Genomic DNA, 21,240 nt, shown 5'->3' on the forward strand with positions numbered 1-21,240 from the left:
CATAGGTGGGCCGCGATTGAAGAAGTGGGTAAGGGGGACTCGATGGCATTCGGAAGAAGATCAGCTCGTCACGCCGGAGCGGCATCTCTGGACGTCACGCAGGGCGTCATCTGGAAGCAGCTGCTGCTTTTGTGCGTCCCGATCTTCTTCAGCTCGTTTTTCCAGCAGGCCCATGCGCTGATCAACACGTTCATCCTCGGACAGTTCGGCGGCAAGCTCGCGCTCGGAGGCGTGCAGGCCACCGCGTCGCTCTTCGAGTTGGCCGTGGGATTCTCCGTTGGCCTCGGCGCCGGATGCGCGGTCATCTCCGGCCAGTTCTTCGGGAGCCATGACGACGAGCGCCTCTCGCGCTCCATCCATACCGCCATGACGATCGCCCTGGTGCTCGGACTCACGATCTCGGTTGCCGGCATCATCTTCATCCCGCACATCCTCGAGTTCATGGGCACTCCCCAAGACCTCATGGGCGAGGCGGTCCCCTATTCGCGCTTCTACGCCGCCGCCATGGTCTGCTCGCTTGTGCTCAACATGGGCTCGGCGCTGCTTCGCTCTGTAGGCGACACGCGCACGCCCGCGCTCATCATCGCGAGCGGATGCTTCATCAACGCCGTGCTCGATGTGCTGTTCGTCGCCGTGCTCGGCCTCGAGGCGATGGGATGCGGCATGGCGACCGCCATCACCCTCACGATCAACGCGACCTTTATGACGCGCCGCCTCATGAAAGCCGACGGTGCCTGGAGACTCGATTTGAGGAAGCTCGGCATCGACGGAAAGATCTGCAAGCGCATGATCTCGACCGGCCTGCCGCTTGGCATCCAGTCGTCGCTCTATTCGATCTCGAACATTATCCTGCAGTCGACCGTCAACACGTTCGGGACCGACGCGGTCACCGGTTGGGGCCTGTCGGGACGACTCGACGCCTTCGTGTGGATGGTCACCGAGGCGCTCGGCGTCTCCATGACCACCTTTGCCGCCCAGAACTTCGGCGCGCGCAACTACGAGCGCATGCGCCGCGGCTACCACACGTCCCTTGTCATCACCGTCGCGCTGATCGGCAGCATGTCGGCGCTGCTCGTCGCCTTCGTGGGACCGCTCTCGCGCATCTTCATCGACGATCCCGCGGTCACGAACTACACGACGATCATGATCCACTTCATCGCGCCGTTCTACGCGTTCTACTCGATCGTGGACAACACCTCGGGCGCCATCCGCGGCTCCGGCGAGAGCCTGCGCCCGATGCTTCTGACCATCCTGGGCACCGTCGTGTTCCGCGTGATCTGGCTGCTCGTCGTGGTGCCCGCCCATCATGCGATCGAGACCATGCTCATGGTCTACCCCGTGACCTGGATCATGACGGCCGTGCTGTTTGTCGCCTACCACCACTGGGGCCACTGGCTGCGCCATGCCGAGGCGAAAGCGGTCGCATAGCTGAGCGGCAGGTCCTACCGGCCGAAACTCGAAAGCCCGCCGCTGGCACCGATTACTTCCTGGAGACGTCCATTTCGAGGGCTCGAAGGTTCGGAAACCGACTTCGTGGGCCCGGTAACTGTACCCAGAACTGCGGGAGAGGACTCCTCAGGCGACCCTCTCCCGCAGTTCTGGGTACAGTTACCGGGTACCGTTGACGGGTACCCCACGATTTTGCCAATGACCGATAAGCATCGGAATAGTAATCAGCGCTTCTTTAGGCGAACATCCCGGGTCGGTAATGATAGCCGTTGTCCGCATGGGGGCAGAGCTGCCAAAAAGCCACCGCGCTCGCCGCGGCGACGTTCAGCGAATCGACACCGTGCGCCATGGGGATACGAATCGTGAGATCGGATCCTGCGATCGTTTTCGCCTGCAGGCCGGCCCCTTCCGTCCCCATGAACAGCGCAAGACGGGGAATCTCGAGCAGCGCAGGATCGTCGAGCGAGACGGAATCGTCCTCGAGCGCCATCGAGGCGCAGGCGAATCCGGCCTCGTGCAGCTCGCGCAGGCCGTCATGCGGCCAGACGCGCGCCTCCGTGCCGATGCGACACCACGGCACCTGGAATACGGTGCCCATGCTCACACGCACCGCGCGCCGGTACAGCGGGTCGCAGCAGGTGGGACTCACGAGGATGCCGTCGACATTCAACGCCGCCGCGCTCCGGAAGATCGCACCCACGTTGGTGTGATCCACGATGCCCTCGAGCACGCACACGCGCACGGGACGATCTCCCGCGCGCTCGATAAGCCCACGCAGGAAATCGGGGGCAGCAGCAAGAAGTGGACGGCGAAACGCCGCCAAGGCACCGCGCGTCACGGTGAAGCCTGTCAACTGCTCCATCAGCTCCATGGACGCGACGAATACGGGAACGTCGCCCCACTTCTCGGCAACGCGCTCAAGCAAAGGCATGAGCTGGTCGAGCCAGCGCTCTCCCATAAGGAAGCTCACCGGCTCGAGCCCCGCGTCGACCGCGCGCTCGATGACCTTGGCGCTCTCGGCGATGAAGATGCCCTTTTCCGGCTCGAGCACGGACCTCAGCTCGCGCTCCGTCAGGCGCGTGTAGGCCGAAAGGCGCTCGTCGTCAAGCGAGTCGATAAGGATGATCTGCGGTGCCATACCCATGTGCTCACTGCTTCTTCTTGCGGCCGAACAGGTGGCGCCCGGTGTTCTTGAGCTTATCCATCATGGTCGGGTCGGGATGCTCGGCCTCCCATGCGGCACGACGGCGGCGCTTCTCGTACTCGTTGATCAAGGGATCGCCGTAACCCTGAACCAGGTTGTCGTACCACGCGATCATATCGGCGATGTCCTCGTCGTTGGGGCGACCCTTGTTCATGCCGCCCGTCAGCTTGAAGGGACCCCACGTGTCGAAGCCGGGACACCCGTGGCCCGCGAGGAAGTTGGCATGCGTCGCCCGGCAGATGCCGTCGATATCCTTGCCGTACCACTTGCTCGCCCCGCCGTAGGTGAGCAAGCTGAACACGAAGTCACCCGTGCCGACGGAGGCCTGCATGACGCGCGCGAGGTCTTTATCGATCTCCCCCATGTAGATGCCGCTCGCGATGCCGATCAGATGGTACGGGGACAGGTCGACCTTGGGATTCTTCTTGTCGACGGCCGCGACGTCCAGCGTATCTATCTCGCCGGGAAACGCCTTCGCGAGCGCGTCGACGATCTTCTTCGTGTTGCCGTGGTGCTTTGACCGGTACAGGATCATCGTCCTGATCTGGGGCCGCTTAGGGGATTCAGTCACCTGCTGGCCATCGGATGCGGACCCTACGTCCTCTTCCTCGTCGGCCGCGGCGGGGCGACGATAGGTCACGAACCGGTATTCGATGCCATGGTCCTCCTCGTCGGCCCCGATGAGGGCGGGCTCTGATTCCGCTGCGACTTCCCAGGCGTCATCTTCGTCGAGATTCGGGAAGTGCGTATCGGCCAGGCGCAGGCAGTGGGTGCGGGTCACCTCGGCGACCGTGCAGAACGGAAGCAGCTGGCGGTAGACCTCTTCCCCGCCGATGACCCAGGCCTCGTCCTCGTCGGCGATCGCATCCAGAGCCTCGTCGACGCTGTGGACGACCTCCACGCCCTCGCGCTCGAACGAGGCGTCCCGCGTCAGCACGATGTTGCGACGGTTCTTCAGCGGGCGGCCGCCCGGGAAGCTGTCGAGGGTCCTGCGGCCCATGATCACCGTATGGCCGGTCGTCAGCTCGACGAAGCGGCGCATGTCGGCCTTGTTGGAAACGATCATGTCGCCGTCGTAACCGATGCCCCAGTCGTCGCTCACGGCAACGATAGCGGAAAGCTTGCAGCTCATGGATGCTCCTTAGATTGCAATGGGAATGTTCTTGATCTGAGGGCCGTGCTCATAGCCCTCGACGATCAGGTCATCGGTCGTGAAGTCGTAGAAATCGCGAACCTCGGGGTTGAGGCTCACCTTGGGTGCGGGGTACTGCGGCCGCGCGATGAGCTTGCGGATGATGTCGACATGGCGGTCGTAGATATGCGCATCGACGATCACGTGGAGCAGCTCGCCCGCGACCATATCCGAAACCTGCGCCACCATCATGAGCAGGATCGCGTACTGGCACACGTTCCAGTTGTTTGCGGCAAGGATATCCTGGCTGCGCTGCATGAGGACCATGTTGAGCACGGGCTTGTCGTAGCCCGGCTCATGCGTGACGTTATACGTCACGCTGTAGGCGCACGGGTACAGGTGCATCTCGGACAGGTCGGCGAAGGTGTACATGTTGGTCATGATGCGGCGGGAGAAGGGCGTGCGCTTCAGGTCGTAGAGCACACGGTCCATCTGGTCGAAGTCGCCTTCGGGATAATGGGACTTCTGCGCGATCTGATAGCCGTATGCCTTGCCGATGGACCCGGTCTCGTCGGCCCACTCATCCCAGATATGGGAGTTGAGATCATGGATGTTGTTCGACTTACGCTGGTAGATCCACAGGATCTCGTCCATCGCGGACTTGAGCGCCGTGCGGCGCAGCGTCAGCGCAGGAAACTCCTCGCGCAGGTCGTACCGGTTCGTGACGCCGAACGATTTGATGGTGTACGCAGGCGTTCCGTCCTCCCAATGCGGCCTGACCTTCTCGCCTTCCGTCGTGGTGCCGTGCTCCAGAATATCCGAGCACATGGAAACGAACAGTTCATCGGCTTTGCTCATGGGCGCTCCTCGAGGGTAGACAGCATCGACTACCCATTGTACCCCGCAGCCAGCGTGGGAAACATGGTCTCGCGCGAGTCGCGACCCAAAGAACGGGTGGGAGGACGTTTCCCTAAGCCACCTGCGGCTCGTTTGCCGGCTCATCAGAGCCCATGCCCACGATGACATCGATCAGCGGCGAGGAGATGAACACCGTGATCAGCGAGTACACGATGCTCGTCACGGGGATATAGCTTAGCGAGAGCAGCAGGACGCTCAGATCGGTGACCAGATAGCAGCGGGACAGGCGCCAGCCGCTTACCTTCTGGATGGACAGGGCGAGGGCGTCGTCGCCGCCGGCAGACGCGCCCCCTCGCACCACCAGCCCGGCTCCCACTCCGACAAACAGGCCGCCGGCGACGGCCGCCACGAGCGGCCAGGCGGAAAGGTCGGGCAACAGGTGCGGAAGCTGCTCCCAGATGGCGTAGAAGCCCGCGATGAACGCGCTCGAGACCGCAGACCAGCCCAAAAAGCCCGCACCGAGCAGGCGAAGCGCCACGGCGTAGCAGAGGATGTCGAGAACGGGCGACACGATCGAGGACGGGATGCCCAGCCAGTGGTTGGCCAGAAGCAGGGCGCCGATCACGCCGCCCTCGGTTATCCCCACCACCTGATGGATATTGTGGATGCCGAAGGTGAGGATTCCGGAACCGACCACGATCAGGACGAAACGGCGCAGCAGGTCGTGCCAGTCAAGCGAAGCCAAACGGGTGCGCAACACGGATATCAGCCTTTCCATCTTCAAGCAAACGGAACAGCGCTAGACTAAACCTTGGTAACGTACCAAGGTCAACTGCGCATGGAGGAATCATGGACGGCACGCCCCTCAAACAGACCTACCGGATCGGCGAGACGTCGGGGCTGTTCGGCATCGGCGCGGACTCCTTGCGCTACTACGAGCGACTGGGGATCGTCGTCCCCCGCCGAGAACCCAACGGATACCGCGTCTACGACCTCTCGGACATGTACAAGCTAACGATCATCAAGGAGCTCCGCGGGCTCGGTTTCAGCATGAAGCAGATCGCGGAGTACCTCGAGGGGCAAAACGTCGACAAGACCATCGCCATGCTGGAGGACGAGCAGGCCATCATCGAGCGCAAGCTCGACGAGCTGAAGCGGCGGCAGGTGACGCTCGCCCGACGCGTGGACACCATCCGCACGGCCAAGGGGGCGCGCATCGGCGCCATCGAGATCGCAGACCGCCCGCGGCGCCGCTGCATGAAGATGGCCGGACACCTCGAGCGCGACGAGGAGATGGACCTGCTGATACAGGAGCTGCACCGAAGGTCCGGATCGACGATGCCGCATCTGCTGACGGTGCCCATAGGGGCCTTCCTCGCCCAGGACGCGATCATGCAGGGAGCAACCAACGTGTACGACGGCATCTTCTTCATCGTAGAGGATGAAAAGGCTCCCGCGAACTTCGAACTCCCCGCCGGGCAGTATCTAACCACCCGCTACCAGGGCGGCTACGAGCAGAACGGCCGCTTGCTCACCAAGCTGCTCGACTTTGCACGGGAGCATGCGCTTCCGCTAGCAGGACAACCGTTCGAGCTCTACGAGATCGACAATCGCGATACAGCAGACGAGCGGGAGTTCATCACCACGATGGAACTCCCGCTCGACGCGAAGCATACTGATTGACCGCCATGCGGCGCGGCGCCTACTTGCGGCGCATCTGGCGCTCCATCTCGCGCAGCATATCCATCTCGGAGCCGCCGCCCGACCCCATGCCGCCCAGGCCGCCCAGGTTGCCAAGGCCGCCCATGCCGCCCATATTGCCCATTCCGGGGATGCCGGGCATGCGCATCTTCTTGCCCTTTTTGCCCTTCTTCCCCTTCTTGCCGGCCCCGACCTGCTGAGCCATGGTGCGCATGCGGCTCATCATCTTGTTCATCTCGCCCCATTGCTTCATGAGCTGGTTCACATCGGCGGGCGTCGTGCCGGAACCGCGCGCGATGCGGGCGCGGCGCTGGCCGTTGATGATGGAGGGGCGGTTGCGCTCCTCGGCGGTCATGGACATGATCATGGCCTCGTTCTTCGCGAAGACCGACTCGTCGAGGTTGCCGCCCATCTGGTTGAGCAGCTTCTGACCGCCCGGAAGCATGCCGAGGATGCCCTTCATGCCGCCCATCTTCTTGACGGCCTTCATCTGCTCGAGCATGTCGTTCATCGTGAAGCCCTCGCGCAGCATGCGCTCGGCGGACGCGACGGTTTCGGCGTCGGCGGCCTCCTGGGCCTTCTCGATGATGCCGATGACGTCGCCCATACCGAGGATGCGCTTGGCCATGCGGTCGGGATAGAACGGCTCGAGCGAATCGGGCTTCTCGCCCATGGAGACGAACTTGATGGGCTTGCCGGTCACGGCGCGGACCGACAGCGCGCCGCCGCCGCGGGCGTCGCCGTCGAGCTTGGAGATGATGACGCCGTCGAAGTCGGTGCGCTCGGCGAAGGTGGACACCACGTTCACGATATCCTGGCCGGTCATGGCGTCGACGACCATGAGCACCTGATCGGGCTTGACCGCGCGCTTGATGTCGACGGCCTCCTGCATCATCTGCTCGTCGATCTGCAGACGGCCGGCGGTGTCGACGATGACCACGTCGCGCAGCTTGTCGATAGCCTCGCGGACGGCGTCCTGGGCGATCTGCACGGGATGCGCGCCGTCGCCGCGAAACACCGGCACGCCGATCTCGCCGCCCAGCGTGGCGAGCTGGTCGGCTGCCGCGGGACGATAGACGTCGCAGGCGGCGAGCAGCGGCGAGCGACCCTGCTTCTTGAGCAGGTAGGCGAGCTTGACGGCGGCCGTCGTCTTACCGGAGCCCTGAAGGCCCACGAGCATGATCACGTTCGGGATGCGGTTCGAGAACACGAGCTTGCTCTCGGTCGTGCCCAGAAGCTCGGTCAGCTCGTCGAGCACGATCTTGACGACGTTTTGCGCAGGGGTCAGCGACTCCATGACGTCGGCGGTCATGCAGCGCTCCTTCGTCTTGGCGACGAAGTCCTTCACGACCTTGAAGTTGACGTCGGCCTCGAGCAGCGCCATGCGGATGTCGCGCATGGCGCTCGTGATATCGGCCTCGGTCAGCTTGCCCTTGCCGCGCAGGCGGTCAAAGGTGTTGTTGAGGCGATCGGAAAGGCTTTCGAACATGAATCTCTCCCGGATGGATCGAAATGGTGGTTATTCGGCCAGGGCTACTCGGCGCCCACGAGGGCGCGGCAGAACGCGTGCGCGTCGAACGGCTGCAGGTCCTCGACCTGCTCGCCCACGCCGATGCGCAGGATCGGCAGCTTGAGCTTGGAGGCGACCGCCATGGCGATACCGCCCTTCGCGGTGCCGTCGAGCTTGGTCATGACGATGCCGTCGACGCCGAGCGACTCGTTGAACTCAAGCGCCTGAGAAAGGCCGTTTTGCCCCGTCGCCGCATCGATGACGAGCACGACGTAGACGGGCATGGGACCGCCGGCGCACTTGGCGGCGCGCTTGCGGGTGACGTTCACGACCTTGGCGAGCTCGCGCATGAGCTCGGCGGAGGTGTGCAGACGGCCCGCCGTGTCGATCAGGACGAGCTGGCTGCCCTCGCGCTCGGCCACATCGAGGACGTCGTAGCACACGCTCGCGGGATCGCTTCCGCGCTCGCGCTTGACGACGGGCACGCCGGCGCGCTGGCCCCAAACGTCGAGCTGCTCGATGGCGGCGGCGCGGAACGTGTCGGCGCTGCCGATGACCGTCTTGATGCCCGACTTGGCGGCAGCGCTCGCGATCTTGCCGACCGTCGTCGTCTTGCCGGCACCGTTGATGCCCACGAACAGGACGACCGAGGGCGTCGTGGTGAAGGGGTCGACCTCCGGCGTCGTGAACGTCTCCTCGAGGCGGTCGGCCAGCGCGTCGCGCAGCTGGCGCGCGCTCGTCAGGTTCTTGCGCGCAGCGAGGTCGCGCAGGTCATCGGTGACGTCCATGGCGATATCGGCGCCCATGTCGCCCATAACGAGCGTGTCCTCGAGGTCCTCCCAGAACGACTCGTCGACGTCGCCGCCGAAGTAGAAGATCTCGTTGATGGCCTCGCGGCTGCGCTCGAGACCGCGCTTCAGAGAATCGAACAGGCCCATTTATGCATTCACAACCTTTCCCGTCTTGCGATCAAGTCGCTGGCTCACCACGCGGCTGACGCCGTCGGCTTGCATGGATACACCATACAGCACATCGGCGTCCTCCATCGTGCGGCGCTGGTGCGAAATGACCAGCAGCTGCGTGGTCTTGCGAAGATAGTCGATGGCGCCTATCAGCTTGCTCAGGTTCGAGTCGTCGAGGGCGGCCTCGACCTCGTCGAGCACGTAGAACGGCACCGTGCGCGTACGGTATACCGCGAAGAGCAGCGCGAGCGCCGTCAGGCTCTTCTCGCCGCCGCTCATGAGCATCATCTTGGTGATCTTCTTGCCGCGCGGCTGCGCCACGACCTCGATGCCGGTCTCCGCCGGATGGTCGGGGTCGGTCATCTCGAGATGGGCCGAACCGCCCGGGAAGAGCATCGAGAACACCTCGCGGAAGTTCTCATCGACCTTCTCGAAGGTGACGAGGAACTGCCGGCGCATCTTGCGGTCGATGGCGGCGGAGATCTTGGTGAGCGCGGACCGGGCGCTCTCGAGGTCGGCGAGCTGCGCGGAGATGTAGTCGGCGCGCTCGCGCAGGCGCTCGTACTCCTCGAACGCCACCTGGTTGACCGGCCCCAGGTTGTTGATCTGCCGCACCAGATCGGCGAGCTCGCGCTCGCATGCGGCGCGATCGTCGGGCGCCGGCAGCGACAAGGCCTCCTCGAGCACGGTCTTGCCGTCCGCGGTGATGGCGGCGATGGCGTTTTCGACCTGGACCTCGAGCTTGCCGCGCTGGACCTTGAACTCGGAGATCTTGGACGTCGCCGCGTCGACGGCCGCCTGGGCGGCATCGACCTCGCCGCGCGCGTCCTCAATCGTCTTCTTGAGCGAGGCGGAATCCGCCTCCTCCAGCCGCGCCTGGTCGCGCAGGCGGGCGGCCCAATCGAGCGCGCGCTCCGACAGCGCCTGGTAGCGGTCGTGCAGGGGGTCCACGCGGAGCCGAAGCACCTCGAGCGAGCGGGACGCCTGCCTGGTGGCGCGGATGCGCCGATCGATGTTCTCAAGGCGCCGGGCGAGCTCGGGCTCGCGCGCCTCAAGGCTGCGCAGGCGCTCCGCCGCCTGGGCCGCACGGACCTTGGCGTCGGCGAGCTTGCCCGCAGCCTCGGAATCCTCGATGCGGAGCTGCTCGAGGTCGTCGTTGGCGTCCTCGATCTGCGCGGTGAGCTCCTCCGCGAGCGCACGAGCGTCGTCGCGGGACTGCTCGAGCTCATCGAGCTTAGGCTGGACCGCGCGAACGGCGGCAGCGGCCTGCTCCCGGCGACGCTCCACCTGCGAGCGCTCGGACAGCGATGCCGAGAGGCTCTGCTCCAGGCGACCGATCTCGGAGAGCACAGAGGTCCGCTCGCCGTCCAGGCGCGCGATCTCGCCGGCGAGGTCGCCGTCGGCGGCACGGGCCTCCACCAGCGCGGCCGACGCCTCGGCGACCTGCGACGTGGCGTGCTCGAGCGTGGCCGAGAGCTCGGGCTCGAGGTCTTCGAGCTCGCGGATGCGGCGCTTGCGCTCGAGAGTGCCCGCCTGGGCGTCCCCGGCGGAGCCGACGCGAACCAGCCCGCCGGAGCTGACGCGGACCCCCTCACGGGTCACATACGTGACGCCCGGCTCCGCAGGCGCCGCCAGGGCCTCGGAGACGGAATCGACGACGTAGACGCCGCCGAGCAGCGCCGCCACGACGTTGCCGTACCCCTCGCGCACGCGAAGACGCTCGACGAGCCTGAAACCCGCGGCACGGCCGTCGCCCTCCCCCGCCGCGACCTCGCGGGACAGCAAGGTGGCCTCACCTCTCGAGCGGTTCTGGTCCAGGGCGTAGACGGCAAGCGAGGACAGCGCCGCGGCGTTGTCGACGACGAGCGCGTCGATGTCAGACGCGAGCAGCTGCTCGACGAGCTCCTCGAGGTCCTGGGGCGCCTCGATGAGATCGCCCACGTGCGCGCGCACGGTCCCCGCATGGGCATGGGCGAGCTTCGCGGTCAAGGGCGAGGCGTCGGACATCTTCTCGTCGACCTTGCGGAGGCTGGAGAGCTCGGAGACGACCTCCGAGTGGCGCGTGCGCGCCTGGGCCTCCTTGGCGCGGCGGTCGTCGACGGCCGCGCGCGCCTCGTCTGCGGCGACCTTCGCCTCTTCGCGCCTGGAGCGGGCGTCTGCGAGCGTGGCATCGAGCTCCTCGGCGCGCGATCTGCGGCTCTCGAGCGAGGAGCGAAGCTCCTCCACCTGCGTATCGATCTGCTCCAGCCTCGAGGCGTACATGGAGTCCTCGAGCTCGGCGTTGGAGACGGTCTCTTTCGATTTCACGTACTCGAGCGCAGCATCGTCGGCCGTGCGCTGCGCCTCGCGGCGCTGACGGTTCAGCGCGTTCAGAAGCGTATCGAGCTCCTTGCGACGGGCATGGAGCCTGTCGGCGGCCGGGCCGAGCTCGGCCACATCCGCCTGCGCCACCTCAGCCGCGGCACGAACCTCGTCGAGCTGCGAGCGCACCTGCTCAAGATCCTCGACGACACGCGTCCGCTGATGCTCGGACCCCGACAGGGTCCCGCGCATCTCCGAGAGCCGGGCCACCATATTGCGGCCCTTTTCCTCGAGCAGGCGCATGTCCGACCCGATGCGGCCGACGATATCCTGCATATGACGGCGCTGCTCGCCCAGATCGCCGACGAACAGCCCCTTCTCCTCGAGCATGACCTGCAGCTTCTCGAGCTCCCGCTGCTTCTCGCCCAGGCGGTAGCGCGCAAGCTCGAGCTCCGCGTCGGCCTCTTTGCCCTGCGACTCGAGATCGGCCCAGTTCGCCTGCAGGCTGCGCAGCTCGTCGACGGCGAGGATCTGCGTGAGCTCATGGGCGCGCTCGGTCAGGTCACGGTACTTGCGCGCGCGGTCCACCTGGCGCTCCAAAGGCTTGAGCTGGCGGTTCACCTCGCGGCTGATGTCCCGTGCGCGCTTGAGGTGCTCGTCCATCGAGGCGATCTTGCGCGCGGCGCGCTCCTTGCGGCGCTTGTGCTTGGAGATGCCCGCGGCCTCCTCGATCAGGCTGCGGCGCTCCTCGGGGCGGCTCTGGAGGATGCCGTCGAGCTTGCCCTGGCTGATGATCGAATGGGTGTCCTTGCCCAAGCCCGAATCATGCAAGATGTCCTGGATGTCCATCAGGCGGCACGGGCTGGAGTTGATGAGGTACTCGCTCTCGCCCGACCGGTACATGCGGCGCGTGACGGCGACCTCGTTGAAGTCGACCGGCAGCACGTGGTCGGAGTTGTCGAGCACAAGCGTGACCTCGGCGACGCCGACCGCCTTACGGGCGGAAGACCCCGAAAAGATAACATCCTCCATGGCCTGGCCGCGAAGCTGCTTGGCGCTCTGCTCGCCGAGGACCCAGAGGATGGCGTCGGAGATATTCGATTTGCCCGAACCGTTGGGACCCACGATCACCGTGAGCCCCGGTTCAAAGGTCATGTGCGCCCGGTCGGCAAAGGATTTGAACCCTTTGAGGGTCAGCGACTTGAGATACACGCGCGCACCCCGCTATCCGAGCTTGCGCTGCAAGATGACCCCGTTGTGCGTATAGCCCATGCGCTCGAGGGCGTCGAGGGCGGCTGCGGCCTCCGCCTCCTTCTTGGAGGAGCCGGTGCCCCGACCGCGGCGGACGCCGTCCACGAGCGTGATGGCCGTGAACGTCGGCTCATGGGCGGGACCGCTGTTGCCGATAACCTTGTATGCGGGCGGCTCGAAGTGATCGCGCTGCACGCACTCCTGCAGAAACGACTTGGGGTTCGTCGGGTGCTCGGCGCGCTCCGTCGCGAGATGCGGCTTGAGCGTGCGCATGATGAACGCCTCGGCAGCCTCCCAGCCGCCATCGAGGTACAGCGCGCCGACAAGGGCCTCGTAGACGTTCTCGAGCGCCGAATGCATGCCGCGGGCGCCCGTGCCCGTCTCGGAGGCACCGAAGATGATGCACTCGTCGATGCCGAGCTCCTGACCGACCTGGGACAGGGTCATGCCGCTCACCAGGGAGACCTTGAGGCGCGTGAGCTTGCCCTCGTCGAAATCGGGATACGTCTTGAACAGCGCGAGCGCCACGACGGACCCCAAGATCGAGTCGCCGAGAAACTCAAGGCGCTCGTAGGAGGCGTCGACGGGCTCGCCCTCGACCGCCGAGGGATGGGTGATGGCGGAACGCAGCAGCTTGTGATCGGAAAACTCGTGGCCGCAGATCTCCTCGATCCGAGCCAGCCTTGCGGATAGGGTCACTGACTTAGTCCTCCTGAGCGGACTCGATGGCCTCGATAGCATCGGAAACCGAGGCGATGGTCATAAGCTTCTCATCGTCGATCTCGAGCTCGAACTCATCCTCCATGGCCGTCACCAGCTGGAGACGGTCCAGGGAATCGGCGTTCAAGTCATCGAACGTCGTCTTCTCGGTGATGCTCGACGCGTCGACGCCGAGGACGTCGGAGGCGATATCGACGATCTTGTCAAAAATCTCAGAACGCTCCATGGGGCAGCTCCTTTCTACACGCGTGCGCGACGCACCGTCGCACACGGCTGATTCTACCCGCTTTGCGCGCACGGCCGCGCGGCGATGCCGATTACCGGACGATATTGTCCATGGAGGCGGCGAGCATCTCCACGAGATTGCTGCGCACCGCCTGCGCGGTGACGAGCGTGCCGTTCTTGACGGCCTCCACGCTCGTGGCGCCATGGCCGATCAAGACCACGCCGCGCAATCCGAGCAGGACCGCGCCTCCGCGCGAGTCGCCGGAGAGCTTGGCCTGAAGGCCCTTCAGGCTCTTCTTGATGAGGAGCGCGGCGACCTTTCCCCCCCATGGAGCCCAAAAGCACGCCCTTCAGCTCATGCAGCAGCAGCTTGGCGGTGCCCTCGATGGCCTTGAGCGCAACGTTGCCGGAGAAGCCGTCGCAGACGACGACGTCGAAGTTCCCGGACGTGAAGTCGCTTCCCTCGCAGTTTCCAGCGAACCCCTTGACCTTCTGCTTCATGAGGGGGAAGCAGGACTTCGTGAAGTGAGAACCCTTCGTATCCTCCGTGCCGTTGGACAGAAGGCCGATACGGGGGTTGGCGATGCCGCAGACGATTCGGGCGTACGTGGCACCCATCTGCGCAAAGCGCACCATGTCCTCGGGCTCGACATCCGGGTTGGCGCCGAGATCGCAAAACACCGTCTCGCCGCCGGCGCGATTGGGAATCGTGCTCACGATGCAGGGGCGGATGGGGCGCTTCTCGCCGGTATCGGTCAGGTACTTGAACGGCGTGACGTACGCGGTGGCGGCAGCCGTCATGGCGCCCGTGGCGCCCGCCGAGAAGAAGCCCGCGGCCTCCCCCTTCTTGACCGAGCGGCACGCCAGCACGATGGAGGACTTGCGCTTGTGCATGACCGCCTCGATGGGATCATCCTCCATGGTGATGACATCGGGGGCGACCAGCGCGCTCACGCGCTCGCGCTCCTCGGCAAACGGCTCGACGATATCGGCGGGGCCGACCGCGAGCACCTCGAGATCGGCGTCGGCCGCAAGCGCGGCGTCGATGCCGTCGAGCACGACCTGCGGCTCCTCGTCTCCACCCATTACGTCGACAGCGATGCGAACCTTGTTCATGGAAACTCCCCCTACGTAGCGAAATGGCCGACTCCAAGAGCCGGCCATGCACATTCAATATCTCACACGTTGCCCAAAGACACGTGACCGAGACGTCGCACCGAACTACTCGGTGATGATGACCTCACGGTCCTTATAATAGCCGCAGTTGGGGCAAACGTGATGAGGAAGCTTGACGGCGCCGCAACGAGGGCAGACGGAGCGGGAGGGGGCGTCAATCTTCATGTTGGCGGAACGACGAGAATGAGTGGCTCCGCGGCCCTTTTTTTGCTTAGGTACTGGCATGATGACCTTCCTTAATTACTTATCCCTGGGCACGAATATGCGCAAGTAGCGATATTAGCACAGACGGCCGCATTGTACAGCCCTTTATAATCTCCACATCAGACTTGCGGCACGCCGCCGCCCGAAGAGCTTCCGCCATCTTCGCCCGTCCCCCATGGCGGAAGAGATGCGATCGAGCGAGGCCTACTCGTCGAACTTAAGGTTCTTGAGCGCGGCGAAAGGGTTCTCGTCGCTATCGATCCAGGCCTGCTCGGCCTTCTCCTCGCAGCCGCAGGGGCCATCGTTGAGATTCGCGCCGCACGTCGGGCACAGGCCGGCGCAATCGGGGCGGCACAGCACCACGAACGGCGTGTCCATGACCATGGCGTCCCAGATGGCACCCGACAGGTCGACGGTCCGCTCGGGACCGACGAGCTCGAAGCCGTCTTCGTAGGCCTCGGCGTCCTCGGGCTCGTGGAACAGGTAGTACTCCTCGATCTCGCCCGCGATGTCGAAGTGGGCGGGGTCCAGGCAGCGATCGCACTGCCCGTCGACGGCCGCGCGGACGAGCCCGGTCACGAGGATGCCGTCACCGGCGTTCGTGAGCACCACGTCGTACGAGACGCCCCCGGGAAGGGAGAGCTCCTTCTCGCCCGTCGTGTATCCGGGGATATCGAGATGGCCGTTTAAGGAGAACGACTCGCCGGGATTCTCCAGACGGTCGGCGAGGTCGACGACGACCGGCTTCATCGCGTCCATGCTACCAGGCACCGTTCTGGCCGTTCGCGCCCTCGTTGAGCTGCTGGCGGCAGCGGGCGACCGTCGACGTCAGGGACTTGAGGTTCTCCTCGAGGTGCGTGAACACCTGCTCGGCATAGTCCTCGGCGGCATAGCGGGTCTCGCGCTCGTACTGCTGGGCGCGCTCGCGGATATCATCGGCCTGCTGCTGGGCAAGGCGGACGATCTCCTGCTCGCCCGCGATGGTCAGCGCCTGCTGCTGCGCGTCGGCGATGATCGAGTCGGCCTGCGCCGTGGCGCTCGCCATGAGCTCGTCGCGCTCCTTCAGGATGCGGCGGGACTTCTGCCACTCCTCGGGATAGCTCATGCGAATCTCATCGAGGATGTTGAAGAACACCTCGGTCTCGATGATCTTGAACTGGGCGGACTTGCCAAAAGGAGGCTTGGCTTCCTCGATGATACCTTCAAGCTCATCGACAAGGCTCTCGATCCTCTCGCCGGGAAAGTTGTCGCCAGCCATCAAGTCTCCTTCCTACGGTTGCTATCAACCGAATATACTACCACACACGATGCTTTACGCAGTTGTACCCACGCATCGCACACGCATCTGGGAAACCCCGGTCGCCCGCTTATCGCGCGCGACCGTCCGGCACGCAGTGAATTCGCCGGCCGTCTCCTATGAATAGTGGATGCGCAGCGCTTCCACCACGTTGGGGGGAACGAGGCTCGACACGTCGCCTCCGAACGACGAGATCTGCCGCACCACCGACGAGGAGATGTAGCCGTACTGCGGGGCGCTCATGACGAATATGGACTCGAGCTCGGAATCCAACCGATAGTTGAGGTCCGCCTGCTGCAGCTCGTACTCGAAGTCCGTCATGGCGCGCAGGCCCTTCACGAGCGCGCGGGCGCCGACCTCGCGGGCGAAGTCGACCAGCAGGCCGCAAAACGGCCTGACCTCGACGCCATCGATGTCGGCAAGCGCCTCGCGCGCGAGCGCGACGCGCTCCTCCAGGGTGAACGTGGGCCCGCTCCCGTTCTTGCCGATGGACTCGGCCACCGCGACCGTCACGTAGGGGAACAGGCGGCGTGCGCGGCGCACGACATCGATGTGCCCGTACGTGATGGGATCGAAGGTTCCGGGAACGAGCGCATGCTCGATGTTGCTAATCATGAGCTTCAATGCTTTCTTCGAAGGGCAGATGGTGAGGGGCGCCGGTCGGCTGCCTTCGAGCCCGGCGTAGCGCCGCGACACACCAGGCGATCGATCGGTGCTTTTCTAGCTTACCAAAACCTGACGGGCACAGCCGCGCTTGATTGACCCCACAGGTGACGAGGTGGGCGGGCTATCCCTGGAATCGGAGCAGGTCGACGGCCGTGATGCCGTAGCGCTTCTCGCGCTCGACCCCGAAGCGATCGGGCCTCGGGCCCTCATCGGATGCCGCGTGCTCGCAGAGCGCGACCGCGCGCGGGGCGAGCATGCCCGCATCCGCGAGCGCGTCGAGCAGCCGGACGGCGGGGTCCGCCCCCAGCGCGTACGGGGCGTCGATCACGACCAGGTCGAACGGGCCGCCCGAGATGCGGCCCCGGCCGGCATGGGCGAGCACGTCGCCGCAGGTCACCCGGTAGCGCTCGCGACCGCAGCGCAGCGACTCCAGATTCTTGCGGACGAGCGCCGCGGCGCCCCGGTCGATATCGAAGAAGGCCGCGAACGCGGCGCCGCGCGACAGCATCTCTATGCCGAGCGCGCCGGAACCGGCGAACGCATCGAGGACACGCGCCCCCTCGATGCCGTCGTCGAGCGCCGACTCGGCCATGGAGACGCACGCCTCGCGCACGCGATCGGTAGTCGGGCGCGTCACATCGCGCCCCTGGGGCTCCGAGAGCTTCCGCCCGCGCCATTCACCGGATACGATCCTCATCCGCCGCTAACCTCCTTGAACACGTCGCCGTATCGGTCGACGACGCTAAAGCGTAGCGGAAGCGTGGCCGGAGCGGAAAGCGTCGGCGCGAAGCGCAAAAGTTCCACGCCATCATCATGAGCGCATTCGATGAGATCGGCATCGGCGTCAAGGTCTATGAAGCGCAGTGTGACGCCGCCGTGCTGCCGAAGTCCGAGGATCTCGCCCTCATGGCGAAGGCGCAGGTCCATCTCGGCGAGCGAGAAGCCGTCGTCGGTCTTCTCGAGCGCCTCGAGGCGCTGCATGGACGGCGAGACGCCCCGCTTGCGGCCCGCGCCCTGCGCGATCACGAAGCAGCGCCCGGCGAGCTCGCCGCGCCCCACGCGACCCCGAAGCTGGTGAAGCGTCGCCAAGCCGAAGCGCTCGCCGTTCTCGATGATCATGACGGTGGCGTTGGGCACGTCGACGCCGACCTCGACGACCGTCGTCGAGACGAGCACCTGGATCTGACCGGAACGGAACCGATCGATGACGTCATCCTTCTCGTGCGCGCCCATGCGGCCGTGCAGCATGTCGACCGTCGCGTCGCAAAAGACGTGGCGCAGATGCTCCACCTCGGTCTCCACGGCGTGCAAGGGAGCCTGAGACCGGGGCTTGCCCTCATCGTCGACCTCGAGCCCCGGCACGTCCTCCAGATCGTCCGTGCCGTCGCGCTCCGCGACGAGCGGGCAGATGACATAGGCCTGCTGCCCGGAGCCCAGCGCCTCACGCACGGCGCCGTATGCGATGTCGCGGTTGGCGTCGTCGAGCACCTGCGTGGTGACGCCGGCGCCGGCCACGGGCCGCTTGCGGATGATGCTCGTCTCGAGGTCGCCGTAGACCGACAACGCGAGCGTGCGCGGAATGGGCGTCGCCGTCATGACGAGAAGATCCGCGCCGGGACCCTTGGCGCGCAGCGCGTTGCGCTGCCCCACGCCGAAACGATGCTGCTCGTCGATGACCACCAGCGAGAGGCGCCGGAACGCAACGTCATCGGAAAGCACCGCATGGGTGCCGAACAGCACGTCGATGGAGCCGCAGCGCACCCCGTCGACGATCTTCGCGCGCTCGCCCGCCGGGGTGGCGCCGGTCAGGAGCGCAGAACGGACGCCCGCGCGCTCAAGGACGGGCGCGCATTTGACGGCATACTGCTGCGCCAGGACGCCGGTCGGGGCCATGACGCACGCCTGCGTCCCCGTATCGGCGACCGCCGCGAGCACGACCATGGCGACCGCGGTCTTGCCCGTTCCGACGTCTCCGAGCAGCAGCCGGTTCATCACGCGGTCCGCTCGGGCCATGTCCGCGAGGATCTCGTCGACCGCCGTCGCCTGCTCATCGGTGAGCGCGAAGGGGAGCTCTGCGCGCACGCGCGCGACATGCTCGCCCACGCAGTGCGCGATCGGCTCGATATCGAGCAGGTTGGCGTCGTTGCGCAGCCGAAGCGCGAGCTGCAGCAGCAGGACCTCGTCGTAGGCGAGCCTTTTGCGCGCGAGGTCGCGCTCCCCCATCGAGGAGGGAAAATGGATGCTGCGCAGCGCTCGCGAGAGGCTCATGAGGCCGCGGCGCGTCCTCAATCGCGCGGGAAGCGGGTCGGGCATGTCCGCCACCGCCTCGAGCGCGGTGGAGACAATGCGCCGCATCCAGGCCTGCGACACGCCCTCGCCCACCGCGTGGACGGGCACGATCGTGCCGGACGCCGACTGCGCATCGAGCTTCTCGTAATGGGGAGAGCTCATCTGCTTGAAGCCGTAGGCGAACTCGACCTTGCCCATCACGGCGAGCCGGTCGCCCGCCTTCAGGTCGCGCGACAGCCACGGCTGCTTGAAGAAGGCGACCTGGAGCACCGACGTGGCGTCGACGAGGTAGACCTCGGTGACCGTCATGCGCGGGCGCGGGCGCTTCTCGACCACGCGGTCGACCGTCGCCACGATCGTGCAGACCTGCCCGAGCGGCGCGGACTCGATCGTGTACGCATGCGAGAAATCGAGGTATCGGCGCGGAATATGGGAGAGGAGGTCCCCCACCGACTCGATCCCGAGTCGACGAAGGGCCTCCTCCCGTGCACCGGAAACATACTTCAGCCGGGAGACGTCCTGCTCGAGCGCGGCGACGCGCGCCATGCGCGACGACTCCACGGGCGCCGTGATCCCGCTTGCCATGCGCCTCCTATTCGATGGAGAAGATCACAGGGTAGAGCGGCTGCTCGCCACGATGGGGATCGACCTCGAGATCGGGGTGGGCCTCCTCGATGGCGGAGACGAGCTCGTCGAAATCATCGTCGTCCATATCGGCGCCGGCGAGGATCGTGAGCGTATCGCCCTCCTCCTCGTCCTGCATGCGCGCGATGCAATCGAGGGTGACCTGCTTCACGTCGCTTCCGACGACATCGATGGAATCGCAGATGATGCCCATGACGTCACCCGCATGGATGGGCGTGCCGTCGGCGGCCTGCGAGTCGCGCACCGCCGTGGTGACCTCGCCGTCGCGGACCTCGGAGATGGCGTCGGTCATCGCCTCGACGACCTCGTCGAGCGGCGTGTCGGGCATGACGGCGAACAGCGCGGAGAACGCCTGGGGAACCGTCTTGGTGGGAACGACGGCGACCTTCTTGTCCTCGCACGCGGATGCCGCTGCCTCGGCCGCCATGCGGATGTTGCCGTTGTTCGGAAGGATGATGACGGCCTCGGCGTTGACGCGGTTGACCGCGTCGAGCAGATCGGCGGTGGAGGGGTTCATGGTCTGTCCGCCGGAAACCGTCACGTCAACGCCCATCGACTGGAGAATCTCGGCTTCGCCGGAACCGGCGGCGACCGCCACGAAGCCGAGCGGCTTGGCGGGCTCGGAGGGTGCAGCGGGCGCGGCGGAAGGCGCGGTGTCGCCAGCGTCCTGATCGGCGTGGATCTTTGCCGTGCGCTCGTGGGACTCCATGTCCATGTTGTGGATGAACACCTCGTAGATCTGGCCGAATTGGAGCATGTGCTCGAGCACGAGGTTCGGGGTGTTGGAGTGGACGTGGATCTTGTAGTCGGGATAGGAGCCGACCAGAAGCTCGCAGTCGCCCATGGACGCGAGGAACTTCAGGCACTCCTCCTCGTCGAAGCGGCGCTCCGCCTTGAAGAGGAACTCGTTGCAGTAGCGGTACTCAGAACCCTCCCAGTCATCGTTGGCCTCGATCTCGACGCGCCCGAGCGCGCTTTCGCGCGCGGAGCTCGCATCGAAGGTGGTCGAGAAGTCCTCGATCTGCGCCGTGCGCCCCTGCGCCGCGGCAACGAAGTTCTCCAGGAAGATGGCGAAACCGAACGCGCCGGAATCGACCACGCCGTTCTCCTTGAGGACGGGAAGCAGATCGGGCGTGCGGGCGACGGACTGATAGGCCTCGACGACGATGGCGTCGAGCGCCTCCTCGACGCTCATCTTCTTTTTCTCGCACTCGTCAGCCTTGGTGGAGATGTCACGAAGCACGGTAAGGATGGTGCCCTCGACCGGCTTGCGCACGGCCTGGAACGCGACCTTCACCGCACGGCGGAGGGCGGCGGCCACGTCCGCGCTCGAGGCGGGATCGGTGGCGGGGATGAGACCCTCGGCGACGCCGCGCAGAATCTGGGAGGTGATGACGCCGGAGTTGCCGCGCGCGCCCATGAGCGACCCGTGCGTGATGGCGCCGGCGATAGCCTCCATGTCGGCATCGGCGGGAAGGGCGGTGAGCTCCTTGACCACCGACGCGAGCGTCAGCGACATGTTGGTTCCGGTGTCGCCATCCGGCACCGGGAACACGTTGAGTTTGTTGATATCCTCCGCCTTGTCGGCCACAGCCTTAGCCGCGATCGGGAAGCACGTGCGGATAGTTTTCGCGATCATGTTGGTGTACT

The 21,240-nt window shown here is 65.5% G+C and carries 19 protein-coding genes and 1 pseudogene; 2 read left to right on the forward strand and 18 right to left on the reverse strand.

The genetic code is table 11. From position 1 onward, the window contains the following. Positions 1–42 precede the first annotated feature (42 nt). Positions 43–1,428, forward strand: a complete 1,386-nt coding sequence (locus tag B5F74_RS00905) for an MATE family efflux transporter (protein WP_087199237.1) — start codon at positions 43–45, stop codon at positions 1,426–1,428. 256 nt (positions 1,429–1,684) lie between these two features. Here B5F74_RS00905 and B5F74_RS00910 read toward each other — a convergent pair whose 3' ends face one another. From B5F74_RS00910 to B5F74_RS00930, 4 genes are all read right to left on the reverse strand, one after another. After that, on the reverse strand, positions 1,685–2,587 hold the full coding sequence (locus B5F74_RS00910) for an RNA methyltransferase (RefSeq protein ID WP_087199479.1): 903 nt from the start codon (positions 2,585–2,587) through the stop codon (positions 1,685–1,687). Positions 2,588–2,597: 10 nt separating this feature from the next. Continuing rightward, positions 2,598–3,785 carry a dihydrofolate reductase gene (locus tag B5F74_RS12560; RefSeq protein WP_239283302.1) on the reverse strand — a complete coding sequence of 396 codons (1,188 nt, stop codon included), beginning with the start codon at positions 3,783–3,785 and terminating at the stop codon, positions 2,598–2,600. 9 nt (positions 3,786–3,794) lie between these two features. After that, entirely contained in the window at positions 3,795–4,643 is an 849-nt protein-coding gene (thyA, locus tag B5F74_RS00925; RefSeq protein ID WP_087199239.1) for a thymidylate synthase, read from the reverse strand. Between the two features lie 112 nt (positions 4,644–4,755). After that, on the reverse strand, positions 4,756–5,403 hold the full coding sequence (locus B5F74_RS00930; protein WP_239283303.1) for a YitT family protein: 648 nt from the start codon (positions 5,401–5,403) through the stop codon (positions 4,756–4,758). Positions 5,404–5,492: 89 nt separating this feature from the next. Here B5F74_RS00930 and B5F74_RS00935 point away from each other — a divergent pair, with 89 nt between their 5' ends. Next, positions 5,493–6,326 carry a MerR family transcriptional regulator gene (locus B5F74_RS00935; RefSeq protein ID WP_087199243.1) on the forward strand — a complete coding sequence of 278 codons (834 nt, stop codon included), beginning with the start codon at positions 5,493–5,495 and terminating at the stop codon, positions 6,324–6,326. 19 nt (positions 6,327–6,345) lie between these two features. Here the strand turns inward: B5F74_RS00935 and ffh are convergent, their stop codons facing one another. The 14 genes and pseudogenes from ffh to B5F74_RS01000 form a co-directional block, all read right to left on the reverse strand. Beyond that, positions 6,346–7,833, reverse strand: coding sequence for a signal recognition particle protein (gene ffh, locus B5F74_RS00940; protein ID WP_087199245.1), 1,488 nt, complete (start codon positions 7,831–7,833; stop codon positions 6,346–6,348). Positions 7,834–7,877: 44 nt separating this feature from the next. Further along, complete coding sequence (gene ftsY, locus B5F74_RS00945) at positions 7,878–8,792, reverse strand: signal recognition particle-docking protein FtsY (protein ID WP_087199246.1); 915 nt, start codon at positions 8,790–8,792, stop codon at positions 7,878–7,880. Next, a complete protein-coding gene (gene smc / locus B5F74_RS00950) occupies positions 8,793–12,329 on the reverse strand; it encodes a chromosome segregation protein SMC (RefSeq protein ID WP_087199248.1) in 3,537 nt (1,178 codons plus the stop codon). Between the two features lie 12 nt (positions 12,330–12,341). Then, positions 12,342–13,067 carry a ribonuclease III gene (gene rnc / locus B5F74_RS00955; RefSeq protein WP_066832365.1) on the reverse strand — a complete coding sequence of 242 codons (726 nt, stop codon included), beginning with the start codon at positions 13,065–13,067 and terminating at the stop codon, positions 12,342–12,344. A gap of 4 nt (positions 13,068–13,071) precedes the next feature. Then, complete coding sequence (locus tag B5F74_RS00960) at positions 13,072–13,314, reverse strand: acyl carrier protein (protein ID WP_066832368.1); 243 nt, start codon at positions 13,312–13,314, stop codon at positions 13,072–13,074. A 91-nt stretch (positions 13,315–13,405) separates the two neighbouring features. Further along, the gene (locus B5F74_RS12750; RefSeq protein ID WP_343217540.1) at positions 13,406–13,615 is read right to left on the reverse strand and encodes a hypothetical protein; all 210 of its coding nucleotides are present in this window, start codon (positions 13,613–13,615) and stop codon (positions 13,406–13,408) included. 103 nt (positions 13,616–13,718) lie between these two features. Continuing rightward, positions 13,719–14,483, reverse strand: a pseudogene (locus tag B5F74_RS00965) (phosphate--acyl-ACP acyltransferase); the annotation flags it as partial. Positions 14,484–14,534: 51 nt separating this feature from the next. Continuing rightward, positions 14,535–14,714, reverse strand: a complete 180-nt coding sequence (rpmF, locus tag B5F74_RS00970; RefSeq protein ID WP_079989180.1) for a 50S ribosomal protein L32 — start codon at positions 14,712–14,714, stop codon at positions 14,535–14,537. A 183-nt stretch (positions 14,715–14,897) separates the two neighbouring features. Beyond that, the gene (locus B5F74_RS00975; RefSeq protein ID WP_239283304.1) at positions 14,898–15,452 is read right to left on the reverse strand and encodes a DUF177 domain-containing protein; all 555 of its coding nucleotides are present in this window, start codon (positions 15,450–15,452) and stop codon (positions 14,898–14,900) included. A 1-nt stretch (position 15,453) separates the two neighbouring features. Next, entirely contained in the window at positions 15,454–15,951 is a 498-nt protein-coding gene (locus B5F74_RS00980) for an ATPase (protein ID WP_087199250.1), read from the reverse strand. A 156-nt stretch (positions 15,952–16,107) separates the two neighbouring features. Next, positions 16,108–16,605: a pantetheine-phosphate adenylyltransferase gene (coaD, locus tag B5F74_RS00985; RefSeq protein ID WP_066832623.1), complete on the reverse strand. Its 498-nt coding sequence runs from the start codon at positions 16,603–16,605 to the stop codon at positions 16,108–16,110. Positions 16,606–16,777: 172 nt separating this feature from the next. Then, positions 16,778–17,353, reverse strand: a complete 576-nt coding sequence (gene rsmD / locus B5F74_RS00990; RefSeq protein ID WP_087199252.1) for a 16S rRNA (guanine(966)-N(2))-methyltransferase RsmD — start codon at positions 17,351–17,353, stop codon at positions 16,778–16,780. Beyond that, positions 17,350–19,530 carry an ATP-dependent DNA helicase RecG gene (recG, locus tag B5F74_RS00995; RefSeq protein WP_087199254.1) on the reverse strand — a complete coding sequence of 727 codons (2,181 nt, stop codon included), beginning with the start codon at positions 19,528–19,530 and terminating at the stop codon, positions 17,350–17,352. The genes rsmD and recG overlap by 4 nt, the downstream gene beginning before the upstream one ends. Before the next feature lie 7 nt (positions 19,531–19,537). Further along, positions 19,538–21,229: a DAK2 domain-containing protein gene (locus B5F74_RS01000; RefSeq protein WP_087199256.1), complete on the reverse strand. Its 1,692-nt coding sequence runs from the start codon at positions 21,227–21,229 to the stop codon at positions 19,538–19,540. Positions 21,230–21,240: the final 11 nt, after the last annotated feature.

This window comes from Collinsella sp. An271, from assembly GCF_002159695.1.
Classification (GTDB): domain Bacteria; phylum Actinomycetota; class Coriobacteriia; order Coriobacteriales; family Coriobacteriaceae; genus Collinsella; species Collinsella ihumii.

What these genes read in the sequence shown, in the direction of transcription:
- ffh (WP_087199245.1), bottom strand. Translation starts at nt 7,833, where the DNA reads ATGTTCGAAAGCCTTTCCGATCGCCTCAACAACACCTTTGACCGCCTG.
- ftsY (WP_087199246.1), bottom strand. Translation starts at nt 8,792, where the DNA reads ATGGGCCTGTTCGATTCTCTGAAGCGCGGTCTCGAGCGCAGCCGCGAG.
- B5F74_RS12560 (WP_239283302.1), bottom strand. Translation starts at nt 3,785, where the DNA reads ATGAGCTGCAAGCTTTCCGCTATCGTTGCCGTGAGCGACGACTGGGGC.
- B5F74_RS00980 (WP_087199250.1), bottom strand. Translation starts at nt 15,951, where the DNA reads ATGGCTGGCGACAACTTTCCCGGCGAGAGGATCGAGAGCCTTGTCGAT.
- recG (WP_087199254.1), bottom strand. Translation starts at nt 19,530, where the DNA reads ATGGCAAGCGGGATCACGGCGCCCGTGGAGTCGTCGCGCATGGCGCGC.
- B5F74_RS00905 (WP_087199237.1), top strand. Translation starts at nt 43, where the DNA reads ATGGCATTCGGAAGAAGATCAGCTCGTCACGCCGGAGCGGCATCTCTG.
- B5F74_RS00910 (WP_087199479.1), bottom strand. Translation starts at nt 2,587, where the DNA reads ATGGCACCGCAGATCATCCTTATCGACTCGCTTGACGACGAGCGCCTT.
- B5F74_RS00960 (WP_066832368.1), bottom strand. Translation starts at nt 13,314, where the DNA reads ATGGAGCGTTCTGAGATTTTTGACAAGATCGTCGATATCGCCTCCGAC.
- B5F74_RS00935 (WP_087199243.1), top strand. Translation starts at nt 5,493, where the DNA reads ATGGACGGCACGCCCCTCAAACAGACCTACCGGATCGGCGAGACGTCG.
- rpmF (WP_079989180.1), bottom strand. Translation starts at nt 14,714, where the DNA reads ATGCCAGTACCTAAGCAAAAAAAGGGCCGCGGAGCCACTCATTCTCGT.
- coaD (WP_066832623.1), bottom strand. Translation starts at nt 16,605, where the DNA reads ATGATTAGCAACATCGAGCATGCGCTCGTTCCCGGAACCTTCGATCCC.
- B5F74_RS01000 (WP_087199256.1), bottom strand. Translation starts at nt 21,229, where the DNA reads ATGATCGCGAAAACTATCCGCACGTGCTTCCCGATCGCGGCTAAGGCT.
- B5F74_RS00975 (WP_239283304.1), bottom strand. Translation starts at nt 15,452, where the DNA reads ATGGACGCGATGAAGCCGGTCGTCGTCGACCTCGCCGACCGTCTGGAG.
- thyA (WP_087199239.1), bottom strand. Translation starts at nt 4,643, where the DNA reads ATGAGCAAAGCCGATGAACTGTTCGTTTCCATGTGCTCGGATATTCTG.
- rsmD (WP_087199252.1), bottom strand. Translation starts at nt 17,353, where the DNA reads ATGAGGATCGTATCCGGTGAATGGCGCGGGCGGAAGCTCTCGGAGCCC.